The sequence below is a fragment of the Flavobacterium aestivum genome (genome assembly GCF_026870175.2).
In the GTDB taxonomy this organism is placed as follows: domain Bacteria; phylum Bacteroidota; class Bacteroidia; order Flavobacteriales; family Flavobacteriaceae; genus Flavobacterium; species Flavobacterium aestivum.
Window position 1 is genome coordinate 2,957,292 of sequence record NZ_CP113977.2, and the last position, 14,230, is coordinate 2,971,521.

Consider the following 14,230-nt stretch of genomic DNA (forward strand, 5'->3'; position numbering starts at 1 on the left):
AAAAATGAATTTTATCACTCCATACATTCAAACAATAAGGACTGTTTTTATAATTGCTGGTATCTCAGCAGCTATTTGGTTTTATAAAGATTGGAAATACAAAACTATTGAAGTAGAAATTCAAACAGAAAATAATCGCCAAAAGACAATATCGGATAGTATTAAATATACTAATCAAATTTTAAGTGCTAATGAGATAAAAGAGTATTTTCAATATGAGAATTCGGATTTGAAAAAGAAGCTCGAAAAATCAGGAATTAAGCTTAATCGAATTGAAAGCATTGTTTCGGCTAACTATCATTATAGAGATACTGCAAAAAGAGAAACTGATATCTCTAGTTTGGTTGAATCGATAAAAAAGAGTATTCCAAAAAGCCAGGCGTGGAGCGATACGACAAAATGCCAAACTATAAAAGGAATTGTTTCTTTTGATGGCCAAAAACTTAAGGTTGTTGTAAATGATCGAGAGTTTAAAAACGAGTCAAATGCTGTAGCTTATTGGGAAAGACGACAATGGAATTTTTTAGGGATAAAAACAAGATTTCTAGGAAAGAAACAATTTACTTCGAAAGTGTTTGATGAATGTGGGGAAAGTCGAATATTAAAGATTGAAAAAAAGGAATAGTTTTTTTTATTTATTTTGGTTTTAGTTAGGGAGGCAGTTCAGAGATGAGCTGCTTTTTTATTTTGATGATATTGGAGTTTAGAGCCTAGCTAATCACGGGCTATGTGATAACTTGGTATATATGCTAAAGAGGTTTTTGTCTTTGTAATCACAAATTTTTCACATATTTTAACTGTATCTAGGCTTGTAATTTATTGATTTTTAATTAATTATGTGTAAATAAAATTTGCCTTCTAAGCAGGCGGTCGAAGGTTCGAATCCTTCTGCGTTCACTTAAAACGACACTAGAAATAGTGTCGTTTTTTTGTTTTAAATACTTTCCAGTTCCTTTTTAATTTTCCTATTTTTATGAAAATTTATTTGGTATGATTCCTTTATTAAGACCTTTGAGGTTTCTCTTTTTTCTTTTATACATAGTCAACTGTAGCTCACAAATTGTGGAAAGTTCCTCAAAACCGCTAGCAGTGGTTAATGATACCACTTTTGTAAATCTAAAAGACTTCAGTTCTGATTTTGTATATGACATGAAATATGCGACCGAGGATAATTTTCTGAAAGCTAAAGTGTATGATTGTGCAGAATGCCTTTTAAGATACAAAACAGTAAAGGCTTTAGTTCTTGCTAATCAGCGATTGATGAAAAAAGGTTTTAGAATTAAAATTTTTGATTGTTACAGGCCATTAGATATTCAAAAGAGAATGTGGGAAATCGTGCCTAATCCAAAGTATGTTGCTAATCCGGCCAAAGGATCTATTCATAATAGAGGAGGAGCTGTAGATATAACGCTCGTAGATTTGAATGGTAAAGAATTGGATATGGGAACTACATTCGATTATTTTGGGGTAGAAGCAAGTCATGGTTATCCAAATTTTTCGAATGAAATAAAGAAAAATAGAAAGCTTTTGAAAAAAAGTATGGAAAAAGAATGTTTCAATTCTTTTGATTCAGAATGGTGGCATTACAATTTAAAAGCAGCTTTAAATGATAAAGTCTCTAATGTCAAATGGAATTGTAAATAAGATAGCTGATAGTATCAATAAAAAAACATTTTAAAATGGGGTTAAATATGCCAATTTAAAATGTTTTTTTGTAAGTAAGGATATTTTTATTCTATGCAGCGAATATTGTCAATGAAATAGGTTTCGGGACGATATACTTTTCCATCTAGTTCAGCCGTAAATTCTTTTTTGAAAACATAATCTTCTGCTTCAGTTGAGTATTTAATTCGCATGAATGAAACAGGAGAAACTTTTAGTTCCTCATAATTGTCCTTCAGAAACATGAAAATTCCAGATTTTACTCTATTGTCAAATCCTTTTTCGTCTCGAAGCATTGAGCCACAATTATCCTGATCGATATGCTTTAGAGTAACTATTTTACCATTTTGAAGCTGAAGATATATTCTTGATTCTTTATCAAAGCAATTTGCTTTCATAAATTCTTTACTTTTTTGAATAAATTGAACATTAAGTGTTGGCAAACCATCAGTTAATGCTAATGAGTAGAAAATATAATTTGAATTTCCTGCAAAAATCTTTTCACTTATTAAATATTCAGGGGTTGATTTATAGGTCCCAATAGAATCGGTAACGTTTGTAGTGTATTGACATGGTTTTTGTGCAAATAAAGAAAAGCTTAAAAAGCTGAAAGTTAGAGTAAGTATGTATTTCATTTTTATTATAGTTTGCTGCAAATTAAGACAATTTTATTGTTATTTTCATCTGTTGTAAAAAAACAATATACATTTCCACCTTCTTTGATTTTCCATTTCTTTCTTATGTTTTCAACAGTTTCCGGAAAATTTCTTGTGGTTACGTTTGCTTTCTTATTTTCTAAAAACTGTTTCATTTCTATTTTGCTATAGATAAAGGAATTTTCAATTTTAAAAATTCTTCCCGGAAAAGAAACTAGATCATTTGAAGTATATAAATGGGAGTGTTTATGAAGTTTGTTTAGCCTGTAAAAGGCTCCGACTTCATCAAACCCTCCTGATTTCATTATTGAGCTATTGGGTTCGTATAAGTATTTTAGAGGTAAACTGTATGTTGGAATTTCTTGTTTTTCGTTTAAAACAAAATCAAAAGATTCCGTTTTATCTTTTGCTATAGAAATAGTTTTAATTTTGATATTTCCAACATAACCTTTGTTTAATTCCCAAAGTAATTCTTTTACTTCATTGTCTATTGCAACAATGTGAATTGCTTTTACATATTTTAATTCAGATAATCCCGCTGTAATATCAAGTATTGGAGCAGTTTTTATTAATACAGCATCGGATTTGGTAAAATATAAATCTAGGTATTCAGGTACGTTTGGTAGACAATCTTTTAGCATGAAAACTTTTCCCTTTGTGTCACTTCTTCTTGAAGGATCGATGTATATCCAATCCCATTTTAAATTTAAAGAGTTTAAAATCTCTAAACTATCACCTGCATGACAAGTGATGTTTTCAATATTTAATTGTTTGAAATTATGCTGTACAATACCAGATAGTTCTGTGTTAATTTCACAGTGGACCACTTTTTTTATTTTTTTAGAAAAATAGTAATCATCTATGCCAAAACCTCCAGTTAAATCAATTAAATTTTCACCCGATACAATAGAGGCTTTATAAGCTGCAGTTTTTTCTGAAGAAGTTTGCTCTACAGAAATTTTACTTGGATAGATAATATTTGAGGTCGAAAACCAAGTAGGAAGCTTTTCTTTTGCTTTTGTTTTTGCTGCTATTTGATTTAAAATAGCAGCCCATTCTACAGTAGGAAATGGATTTTTTTGAAGTGCCAATTTTGATATGGCCACTCCAATATTTAAATTGATAAAATCCTGTATTTTAGGATTTAAAATATCTAAATTCAATTTATATGTTTTTAGTTATTAGTTGGATAAATTGATTGTTCGGAAAGAATTCTTTACTAATTACTTTTATTATGGTATATAAAGGAACGGCTATAATCATTCCTAAAATTCCAAATGAAAATCCAGCGATTAATATAATTAGAAAAATTTCTAAGGGATGTGAACTTACGCTTTTAGAAAAGATAATAGGCTGAGAAAGATTGTTGTCTATTACTTGAACAAGCCAAAAGCCTATTAATACATAAATAGTGGTTGGTAATATTTCAGTTTGAAAATCAGAACCCAAATGGCTTATCATGGTTAAAATAGCTGCTAAAATTGAGGCTATTAGTGGACCTAGATAAGGAATGATGTTTAAAACTGCGCATAAAAAAGCAATTACTAATACATTGGGTATTCCAAAAATAGATAAAACAATAGTATATAATATGAAAACTATAAACAGCTGAATTAGTAAACCTATAAAATATCTAGAAAGTAATAGGTTTATTTTTTCTATAGAGTTTAAAATTTTCTCTTCGTGAGAGTCGGGGATAAGTAGTTTGGCTCCATTCAAGAACATTGATTTGTCTTTAAGAAAGAAAAAGGTAATAAATAGTACAGAACCCAAGCCCATACCTAAATTACTAATTGTCCCTACTACTGAATTTAAAAAATTAGGGATTAAATTGAAATTAATGGCCGATTTAAAGTTTTTCACATCAAAAATTTCTTTAGAGTCTATATGATGGTGCTCTAAAAAAATATTTATTTGATTGATAAGTTCTATGCTGCTTTTTTCAATTTCAGCAGTATTTAGAAGAGATAAATTTTGCCCTTGAGATATAATTAAAGGAATGAACATCATTATAAAACCTAAAATGATCAGGATATAAATAGTTAAAACAGATATTGTAGCAAAGGTATGGTTGAATTTTAGTCTTTTTTTGAAAAAATCTAAAATTGGATTTCCAATTAAGGTTAGTATTAATGAAACTAAAAGATAAATTAGTACAGATTGAATTTGATACAGAAAATAAAGTAATAATGAAGCTAAAATTAAAGTACCAACTGCTCTTAAGATTCCAATTGCTAGAATTTTGGATGTAATCATATCGTTAAATTAGGTTATAAAGATAAAAAAACTCGCTAAGAAGTAGCGAGTTTTAAAAACTAAAATTACTAGATGTAATTATATTCCGAAACCTGATCTTGCTCCGCCAGAAACGAATAAAGCAGTAATTCTTGATTTTTGACCATTGGTAAACATGTACATTCCTCTGTCATCAGTATAGTCCATGTAGTTCATTGTCATCTCATTATGAGTTGGTAAACAAGTGCTAACATAAGGGTACGCTGGAACACCATAATTTGCAGTTTTGGCTACAGGGGTGTCAGAAACTAAATCGTTTCCACAAGAGGAATCGCCCCAAATATGACGCAAATTCATCCAGTGTCCAACTTCGTGTGTTGCAGTTCTTCCTAAATTATAAGGGTAGCTATTACTGGCTGAAAGCCCAAAATATTTAGAATCAATTACAACTCCATCTGTCGCTAAAGAGCCACCAGGAAATTGTGCATATCCTAAAATTCCTCCTCCAATTTTGCAGGCCCAAATATTTAATGTTTTAGTAGGTGTGGTTGGATCTATACCACCTTTTTTAGAGCTTTTCATAGCGTCTCTTGTACCCCATGATGTTTTGGTTGTAGATTTTCGTACAATACCTGCTAATTCAAAAGTGATGTCAATATTGGCAGCTACACCTGCAAATTCAGCTGGGATGCTTGAAAAATCAGAGTTTTTTGCAGTAAAGTCTTTGTTTAATACGTCAATTTGAGATTGTATTTGAGTTGCTGAGATATTTTCTTCAGCTGTTCTATATAAAACATTTACAACTACAGGAATAACTATTTTACCGTTTACTAAACGTTTAGTTAGCATTGCTTTTTGGGTAAAGGCTTCAATTTGATTCATTCTCAATGCTAAAGTGGGGTCGGCTTTTAATTGTGCTTCAAGAACTTCTTGCGTTGCACAATTGCGAAGAGCAATTGCCTCTGTTGAAGGCGCTACGGGTGTATTTTCGTCATTTTGACATGAAAAAAGCATTGTAAATGCTGCTGCGGATAAAATAATTTTTCTCATAATAGTTATTTTATGTTTAAAAAAAATTGATTATCAGTTATTTACAGGCTAATTTACGATTTATTGTTATTAAATTATAAATAAATTGTATAATTATGTTTAGTGATAAATGAACGCAGTTTTTTGACTTTGACTATATCAGATAAGATAGATTTTGAATAAAAAAAACTCGCTAACAAGTAGCGAGTTTTAAATTCTAAAATAAAAGATAAATTATTATATGCCGAAGCCTGATCTTGCTCCACCAGAAACAAATAAAGCACTCATTCTTGATTTTTGACCATTAGTAAACATAAACATACCTCTATCGTCAGTGTAATCCATGTAGTTCATTGTCATTTCATTATGAGCAGGAAGACAAGTGCTTACGTGTGGGTAAGCTGGAACTCCATAGTTTGAAGTTTTAGCAACTGGAGTATCAGCAACTAAATCGTCTCCACATGATGCATCACCCCAAATGTGTCTAAGGTTCATCCAGTGACCAATTTCATGGCTAGCTGTTCTTCCTAAATTGTAAGGGTAGTTTGCAGTACCTGATAAACCGAAATATTTAGAATCAATTGCAACTCCATCAGTAGCAGCAGCTCCTCCAGGGAATTGAGCATAACCTAAGATTCCGCCTCCAATAGTACAAACCCATAGATTAAGAGTGTTGCTTGGTGATGTAGGAGCGATACCTCCTTTTTTAGGATTCTTCATTACATCAGTAGTACCCCATGAAGTTTTTGTAGTTGATTTTCTGATGATTTGTTTTAGTTCAAAAGTGATACCAACATTAGCAGCTACACCTGCAAATTCAGCTGGAGTATTAGTAAAGTCAGGGTTTGTTGCAGTAAAATCTTTGTTTAATACATCAATTTGTGATTGTATTTGTGCATCCGAAATATTTTCTGCAGTAGTTCTGTATAAAACGTTTACAACTACAGGTATTACTACTTTTCCGTTCACTAAACGTTTAGTAAGCATTGCTTTTTGAGTAAAGGCTTCGATTTGGTTCATTCTGATAGCCAATGTTGGATCTGCTTTCATTTGTGCTTCAAGTACATCTTGTGAAGCACAAGTTCTTTTTGTAATTGCATTGGTTGAAGTGTTTCCCAGATCAGTTTGATCATTTTGGCAAGAAAAAAACATTAGCATTACTGCTGCTGATAAAATTAATTTTTTCATAAATAATTGGTTTTTTTGTTATAAAAAAGTTTGGTTAGTTAATTATGTCGCAATTTTATAACAAAAAGAATAATTACACAATAATATTTAGCGTTATTTTTTTGTAAAATATTTGAATCCGCATAATTATTGGGCTGATGAACAGTGACTTGATTTTTTTAAATACTATTATTCTTGTTAATTAATTTTTAATCACACTTTTAGATTTTTAAAAATAAAGAAAATTAGTGTTAATTTTTTAAAAATAAGAATTTTATCGCAGATTTTGGTTTTTAAAACTTTAAAAAAAACATTTTTAATGAAAAATGTTTAAATTTTGTGATCGGAATAATTAATTGGTAAAGATGTAATTAATGATATTGGCACCCATTTTTAATGCCTTTTCTCGAACTTCAAATGGATCATTATTAACTTCTGCATCTTCCCAGCCATCTCCAAGATCGCATTCGTAGGTATATAACAAAACTAATTTTGTACCAACAAATATCCCAAATGCTTGGGCTCTTTTGCCGTCATGTTCATGGATTTTTGGTAATCCATTAGGGAAAGAAAATGGTTTTTGAAATATTATGTGAGTCGCAGGTATCTCAACTAAATTATTATTTGGGAATATTTTTTTTATTTCTTTTCGAATATATTGATCCATACCATAATTGTCATCAATATGAAGGAATCCACCAGCTAATAGATAATTTCTTAAATTTAAGACATCTGCATCACTAAATACTACATTTCCATGTCCGGTCATATGAACAAATGGATAAGATAGTAAGTCAGGACTACTAGGTTCTACAGTTCTTGGTTTGGATTTAATTTTTGTATTGATATTTGCGTTGCAAAACTTTATTAGATTAGGTAAAGAGGTTGGATTGGCATACCAATCGCCACCTCCGCTGTATTTTACAAGAGCAATTTCTTGTGAAAAACAGTTGAAAGTAATAAAAAGGAAAAATAAATATATTTTTTTCATTTAATTATTTTAATGCTAATGAGCTATAGTTGCAATTTATATCTAATTTGATTTTATTCTTCATTAACAAATACCACGCTATGACAGGCAACAACGGCTGCAGTTTCTGTACGTAATCGAGTATTGCCTAATGAAACTGGAATATAATTGTTTTCTAGTGCCAATGCGATTTCCTTTTCAGAAAAATCACCCTCCGGACCAATTAAAATAGTATAATTTTCATTAGGTTTTAAGACTGATTTAAGTGTTTTTTTATCTGTTTCTTCGCAATGTGCAATTAGTTGCATTCCCTCATTTTTATTTTTTATGAATTCTTTGAATGATACTGCAGGGTTTAATATTGGAAGATGCAATTGGTTGCATTGTTTCATTGCCGACAAAATAATCTTATCGTATCTCTCAGCATTTATTACTTTTCTTTCAGATCGGTCACAAATAATTGGTGTGATTTCGTGAATACCAATTTCGGTTGCTTTTTCAAGAAACCATTCGTAACGATCATTCATTTTAGTTGGTGCTACAACTAAATGTAATTTGTATTTAGGTAATTCTGTTTTTTCAATAGATAATACCTGCACTGTGCATTTATTATCGGATGCTAAAGTTATTTCTGTTTTAAATAAAAGGCCTAATCCATTGGTAACAAATAATATATCTGAATCTTTTTTACGTAAAACTTTAATTATATGTTTGCTTTCTTCTTTATCAAAAGAAAAGCTTTCGGTTGATTCGGTAATAGTCGGATTATAAAATAATTGCATAACTTAAAATTGTATTCGTGCTTTTGAAACAACTGCGTTTGTTTCAAACGTTTCGGATAAAAACTTTTGATAGCCTACAATTCCAATCATTGCAGCATTATCAGTAGTATATTCAAATTTAGGAATAAATGTTTTCCAGCCGTATTTATTTTCAGTTTCTTTTAGTGTGTTTCGAATTCCTGAATTGGCAGAAACTCCTCCGCCAATGGCAATTTGTTTGATGCCGGTTTCGTTGACTGCCATTTTTAATTTATCCATCAAAATTTCGATAATAGTATTTTGTATAGAAGCACAAATGTCATTCAGGTTTTCTTCGATAAAATTCGGGTTTTCTATCTTTTTCTTTTGGATAAAATATAAAATAGCTGTTTTTAATCCAGAGAAACTAAAGTCCAAACCTGGTACTTTTGGCTTTGTAAATGGGAATGCTTTTGGGTTTCCCAGTTGTGCATATTTATCGATTAATGGTCCGCCTGGGTAGGGAAGCCCCAGGATTTTTGCACTTTTATCAAAAGCTTCACCAACGGCATCATCTGTGGTTTCTCCGATAATTGTTAAATCAAAAAAGTTGTTCACTTTTACAATTTGAGTATGTCCTCCGCTTATTGTTAGTGCCAAAAATGGAAAAGTAGGTTTGTCATATCCTTCTTCATCTATAAAATGAGCTAGAATATGGGCATGCATATGGTTTACGGCAATTAGCGGTATTTGCAAAGCAAGTGCCATTGATTTGGCAAAGGAACTTCCAACCAAAAGTGAACCCATAAGTCCAGGACCTTGAGTAAAAGCAATTGCTGAAAGTTGTTCCTTTTGAATACCTGCTTTTTTAAGTGCAGCATCAATTACCGGCACAATATTTTGCTGATGTGCCCTAGAAGCAAGCTCAGGGACAACACCTCCGTATTGATTGTGAATTAACTGATTAGCTACAACATTAGACAATACTTTGTCGTTATGTAAAACGGCTGCAGCAGTATCATCACATGAACTTTCTATGGCAAGAATAAAAACCTCTGAATTTTGCATATATAAAAGGACGATTTTCGGACTAAATTTGATGAATTACCATAAAAATAGTATTTTTACAGCGATGCCAAAATTAAAGATTTTTTATTTAAGGTATTATCATTTCCATAGGCAAAATGTTATTTTGGAGAAATAAATTAAAAAACGATTCGTATCAAAAAGATTAAGAAAATAATATTCCGTACGCTACTTGGACTAATATTACTTTTGCTAGTACTTTTTATAGCACTTACAATGCCTAGAGTTCAGACTTCAGTGGCTCAATATTTCATTAAAAGCATCAATGAAGATTTTAAGATTCATATTGGAATAGAGGAAGTGCAACTCACCATGTTTGGCGGTGTTAAGTTTAAAGAAGTTATAATATTAGATCATCATAAAGATACTTTAATCTATACTAAAAGGATAAATACTTCTATTTTGGGAGCTAAAAACCTTTTGGATGGAGATTTGCTATTTGGAGATTTAGCGATGAGCGGTGTTTTATTTAATCTAAAAACCTATAAAAATGAAAAGAAGACGAATCTAGATTATTTTGTCGATTCATTTGAAACCGGTGCTCCTCCTTCTAAAAAACACTTCTTGCTAAAAGCCACTAAAGTTGATATGACAAATGGTCACTTCATTCTTAGTGATGAAAATAGAGAGAACCCAAAAGATGTTGATTTTACAAGGCTTAATCTCTCAGTTACAAATTTAAAAATTTATGGACCTGAGGTTTATGCAAACATAAAAAAAATGTCCTTTTTGGATCATAGAGGTTTGTATGTTGAGAATTTAAAAGGGAATTATAGCTTTACTCAGCAACAAATGAAACTCGAGAATATGGAATTAAAAACCAAAGAATCGAGTATAAAAGGTGATGCTGCCTTGAATTATAATATTGATGATTTTGCTTTCTTCACTGATAAAGTAGATTTTGATTTCAAAATTAAGTCAGGAATTGTGGCATCAAATGATGTTCGTTGTTTTTATGATGAATTAGGGAAATATCAATATTTTAAAATTAAAGGTCGTATAAAAGGTCCTCTTAATAATTTAAAATTACTGGATTTAAAGCTAAAAGACAATCGTGGTACTGAATTAGAAGGGTTTATTAACTTCAAAAATCTTCTTGGTGACAAAAACCAGGAATTTTATATGAATGGTAAGTTTGATAAACTGAATTCAAATTATGATGATTTGGTAAGTATATTGCCTAATGTTTTAGGAAAAAAGCTTCCCGTTATTTTGAAAAAGTTTGGAGATGTTTCTATAATTGGGAATGCTCAGGTTACCACTACATCTATAAAAGCAAATCTTGCAATGAATACCGCTTTAGGACATGTAAAATCTAATTTTAAGATGAAAGACATGAATCAAAGCGATAAAGCTGCTTATGTGGGTTATGTTGTTTTGAATAATTTTAATATTGGGAATCTCCTTGACAATAAGGATTTATCCAAAGTAAGTTTAAATTTAGATGTAGATGGAAAAGGATTCTCCGAAAAATATTTAAATACTGCCCTAAAAGGATCAGTCTCCAGATTAGATTATAACAAGTATAGCTATACCAACATAGCTCTTAACGGAAATTTTAAATTGCCTTTATACAAAGGAAACGTTAAGATTAACGACCCTAATTTAAAGTTGAATTTTGATGGATTACTTGATTTTAGTAAAAAAGACAGTAAACATGATTTTAATATCAATATTGAAAGAGCGGAATTGCATAAACTGAAATTTGTAAATGATTCTGTTTCTCTTTTTAAAGGTAACATAATTGTTAATACACAAGGGAATTCAATTGATGATATGCAAGGTAATATTTATGTAAATAATGCTACCTATACCAATACTAAAGATACATACCAGTTTAATGATTTCAATGTCAATTCAAAGTTTGATGCAGGAAAGGTTCGTACAATAAAAGTAGATTCTCCGGATATTACAGATGGGGAAGTTGTCGGTAAATATAAATTTTCTGATTTAAAGAAATTAGTTTCTAATTCTCTGGGAAGTCTTTATACCAATTATAGGCCTATAAAAGTAAGCAAAGGGCAGTTTTTAAAATTTAATTTCTCGATTAACAGTAAAATCGTTGAAGTCTTTTTTCCTGAAATAGTAATTAGTCCCAATACAATTGTAAAAGGGAGTATAGACTCGGATAATAATGATTTTAAATTCAATTTTAATTCTCCTGTAATTAAAGCTGCTGATAATACTTTTGATAATATTAGAGTTTCTATTGATAATAAGAATCCGCTTTATAATGCTTATGTTGAGTTAGACAGTATTAAAACTAAGATGTATAAAATACGTGATTTTAGTTTGATAAATGTGACTTCAAAAGATACATTATTCTTCCGTACGGAGTTTAAAGGTGGTACAAAAGGAGAGGATAATTTTAATTTAGATTTGTATCATACCATTAATAAAGAGAATAAAAACGTTATTGGTTTTAGTAAATCTGAAATTAAAATAAAAAATAGCTTGTGGTTTTTGAATGAATTTAATTTATCTAATAATCGAGTTATATTTGATAAAGAGCTGAAAGAATTTCAGCTAGACGATTTTGTTCTATCAAATAAAGATCAGGAAATCACATTTGATGGTGTTGTTAGAGGGAAAGATTATAAAGATTTAAAACTGCACTTTAAAAACGTTAATATAAACGATTGGATATCGGCACAAAAGAGTTTTACAGTGCACGGAAATCTAAATGGAGAGGTCAATTACAAACAAAACAAATTGGTGTATGAGCCTACAGCTTCAATATCTGTCGATAATTTGAAGGTGAATGACCATGATTTAGGAACTTTGAATTTTGATATTCAAGGAGACGAAAATTTGAAAAAATTCACATTGTATTCTACTGTTGAAAATGAAAACTTTGAGTCCTTTATTGCCGATGGTAGTTTTGAAATTGAGAACGAGCAGACCGTACTTGATTTAAATTTAAAATTTGATCGTTTTAATCTAGGCACACTAAGTTCACTTGGTGGTGATGTCGTATCTAATATTAGAGGATATGTTTCCGGAAATACCAGTATAGGAGGAAACTTGAAAAAGCCAGAAATCAATGGAAGGCTTTTTGTGAATGGGGGAGGATTAACGATTCCTTATTTAAATGTTGACTACGCACTAAATGATAAATCAATCATAGATTTAACAGGAGAAAAATTCTTATTCAGAAACAATACCCTTACCGATACAAAATACAAAACGATTGGAACGTTGAATGGGGTAGTGGAGCATAATAATTTTTCGGATTGGAAACTGGATTTGACTGTAAATTCTAAAAGATTCCTTGCTCTGGATACAAAGGATAGTGAGGATGCAGCTTACTTTGGAACGGCATTCATTGATGGTAGAGCAACAATTAAAGGGCCTACAGATGCTTTATTTATAAAAGTAGATGCTAAGTCAGAAAAAGGAACAGCAGTAAAAATACCAATTAATAATGCGGAAAGTGTAAGTGAAAACAGTTTTATTCATTTTGTGACACCTAAAGAGAAATACAATTTACAAAAAGGTATTGTAGAGAATACCAAAAAATACAATGGACTTGAATTAGAGTTTGATTTTGAGATAACCCCAAATGCGGAGGTCGAAGTAATACTAGATAGAAATTCCGGACATGGAATGAAAGGAAGAGGAAATGGAACGTTACTATTTAAAATTAATACTTTAGGTAAATTTAATATGTGGGGGGATTTCTTGCCTTTTGATGGAACCTACAATTTCAAATATGGAGGGATAATCGACAAGAAATTCAAAGTAAAAAAAGGAGGATCTATTATTTGGGAAGGAAACCCAATGAAAGCACAATTGAATTTAGAAGCGGTTTACAAAATTTCCGCAAATCCAGCATTACTTTTAGAAAGTTCCAGTATAAACAGGAAAGTACCCGTTGATGTTGTTATTGGTATTCGTGGCGATTTAACAAGACCGGAACCAGACTTTATGATTGAGTTCCCAACGGTAAGTAATGTCTTAAAATCCGAGCTACAAACTGAGTTAGCCGATAAAGATGTACGTCAAACGCAAGCTTTGTATTTGTTGTCTACTGGTAGTTTCTTAAGTAAAGATGGAACTAGTCAAGTAGGAGCGTCGAGTATTTATGAAACAGCTTCTGGGATGTTAGGGAATATTGTACAATCGAATGATGAAACTTTCGAAATGAATTTTAATGTCGTTACGGCAGATAAAAGACCTGGTAAGCAAACGGACGGAAGGTTTGAAGCTATTGTTTCTTCTAAAGTAAATGAGAGAATAACGATTAATGGTAAGATTGGTGTTCCATTTGGAGGTGTCAATGAATCAACAGTTGTTGGTGATATAGATATTAGATATAGAGTGAATGATGATGGTTCTTTTAATTTGCATGTATTCAATAAAGAAAACGACATAAACTATGTTGGACAAGAAATAGGTTATACCCAAGGAGGTGGACTTATTTATGAAGTCGATTTTGATACATTCAAAGAATTGGTCGATAAACTATTTAAAAATAAAAAATTAACAATTCCCGCTAAAGAAAAAATAGATGTAGAAAATCCAGATTCTAATTTGAATCCTGATTTCATTAATTTTTCTAAACCCACTCCACCCAAAACTGAAAAACCAAAAGTAAATCAGGACGGGTTACTTCCAGAGGAGGACTAAAACAATTCTACTTTATAATTGCTTTTTTTATTTCAGTAAAATTTATACTACTAAAT

General features: G+C 30.9%; 11 protein-coding genes. 3 read left to right on the plus strand and 8 right to left on the minus strand.

Going from position 1 to position 14,230, the window contains the following annotated elements; all coding sequences use genetic code 11:
- Positions 1–4 precede the first annotated feature (4 nt).
- Entirely contained in the window at positions 5–625 is a 621-nt protein-coding gene (locus OZP08_RS12695) for a hypothetical protein (protein WP_268846469.1), read from the plus strand.
- Positions 626–990: 365 nt separating this feature from the next.
- Complete coding sequence (locus OZP08_RS12700; RefSeq protein WP_281322007.1) at positions 991–1,644, plus strand: M15 family metallopeptidase; 654 nt, start codon at positions 991–993, stop codon at positions 1,642–1,644.
- Positions 1,645–1,730: 86 nt separating this feature from the next.
- Here OZP08_RS12700 and OZP08_RS12705 read toward each other — a convergent pair whose 3' ends face one another.
- From OZP08_RS12705 to tsaD, 8 genes are all read right to left on the minus strand, one after another.
- On the minus strand, positions 1,731–2,297 hold the full coding sequence (locus OZP08_RS12705; RefSeq protein ID WP_268846470.1) for a hypothetical protein: 567 nt from the start codon (positions 2,295–2,297) through the stop codon (positions 1,731–1,733).
- Between the two features lie 5 nt (positions 2,298–2,302).
- Positions 2,303–3,481: a THUMP-like domain-containing protein gene (locus OZP08_RS12710; RefSeq protein ID WP_281322008.1), complete on the minus strand. Its 1,179-nt coding sequence runs from the start codon at positions 3,479–3,481 to the stop codon at positions 2,303–2,305.
- A 1-nt stretch (position 3,482) separates the two neighbouring features.
- Complete coding sequence (locus OZP08_RS12715; RefSeq protein WP_268846471.1) at positions 3,483–4,574, minus strand: AI-2E family transporter; 1,092 nt, start codon at positions 4,572–4,574, stop codon at positions 3,483–3,485.
- 78 nt (positions 4,575–4,652) lie between these two features.
- A complete protein-coding gene (locus OZP08_RS12720) occupies positions 4,653–5,603 on the minus strand; it encodes a zinc metalloprotease (RefSeq protein ID WP_281322009.1) in 951 nt (316 codons plus the stop codon).
- 216 nt (positions 5,604–5,819) lie between these two features.
- Positions 5,820–6,770, minus strand: a complete 951-nt coding sequence (locus tag OZP08_RS12725; protein WP_268846473.1) for a zinc metalloprotease — start codon at positions 6,768–6,770, stop codon at positions 5,820–5,822.
- A gap of 331 nt (positions 6,771–7,101) precedes the next feature.
- Positions 7,102–7,740: a DUF4159 domain-containing protein gene (locus tag OZP08_RS12730; RefSeq protein ID WP_281322010.1), complete on the minus strand. Its 639-nt coding sequence runs from the start codon at positions 7,738–7,740 to the stop codon at positions 7,102–7,104.
- Between the two features lie 53 nt (positions 7,741–7,793).
- Positions 7,794–8,501 carry a 16S rRNA (uracil(1498)-N(3))-methyltransferase gene (locus OZP08_RS12735; protein ID WP_268846474.1) on the minus strand — a complete coding sequence of 236 codons (708 nt, stop codon included), beginning with the start codon at positions 8,499–8,501 and terminating at the stop codon, positions 7,794–7,796.
- A 3-nt stretch (positions 8,502–8,504) separates the two neighbouring features.
- Positions 8,505–9,527, minus strand: a complete 1,023-nt coding sequence (tsaD, locus tag OZP08_RS12740) for a tRNA (adenosine(37)-N6)-threonylcarbamoyltransferase complex transferase subunit TsaD (RefSeq protein ID WP_268846475.1) — start codon at positions 9,525–9,527, stop codon at positions 8,505–8,507.
- Between the two features lie 234 nt (positions 9,528–9,761).
- Here tsaD and OZP08_RS12745 point away from each other — a divergent pair, with 234 nt between their 5' ends.
- Positions 9,762–14,174 (plus strand): translocation/assembly module TamB domain-containing protein, encoded by a 4,413-nt coding sequence (locus OZP08_RS12745; protein WP_281322011.1) that lies wholly within the window; start codon positions 9,762–9,764, stop codon positions 14,172–14,174.
- Positions 14,175–14,230 lie beyond the last annotated feature (56 nt).

Coding starts and splice junctions, on each gene's coding strand:
- OZP08_RS12695 (WP_268846469.1), top strand. CDS start 5: ATGAATTTTATCACTCCATACATTCAAACAATAAGGACTGTTTTTATA.
- OZP08_RS12700 (WP_281322007.1), top strand. CDS start 991: ATGATTCCTTTATTAAGACCTTTGAGGTTTCTCTTTTTTCTTTTATAC.
- OZP08_RS12705 (WP_268846470.1), bottom strand. CDS start 2,297: ATGAAATACATACTTACTCTAACTTTCAGCTTTTTAAGCTTTTCTTTA.
- OZP08_RS12715 (WP_268846471.1), bottom strand. CDS start 4,574: ATGATTACATCCAAAATTCTAGCAATTGGAATCTTAAGAGCAGTTGGT.
- OZP08_RS12720 (WP_281322009.1), bottom strand. CDS start 5,603: ATGAGAAAAATTATTTTATCCGCAGCAGCATTTACAATGCTTTTTTCA.
- OZP08_RS12725 (WP_268846473.1), bottom strand. CDS start 6,770: ATGAAAAAATTAATTTTATCAGCAGCAGTAATGCTAATGTTTTTTTCT.
- OZP08_RS12730 (WP_281322010.1), bottom strand. CDS start 7,740: ATGAAAAAAATATATTTATTTTTCCTTTTTATTACTTTCAACTGTTTT.
- OZP08_RS12735 (WP_268846474.1), bottom strand. CDS start 8,501: ATGCAATTATTTTATAATCCGACTATTACCGAATCAACCGAAAGCTTT.
- tsaD (WP_268846475.1), bottom strand. CDS start 9,527: ATGCAAAATTCAGAGGTTTTTATTCTTGCCATAGAAAGTTCATGTGAT.
- OZP08_RS12745 (WP_281322011.1), top strand. CDS start 9,762: ATGCCTAGAGTTCAGACTTCAGTGGCTCAATATTTCATTAAAAGCATC.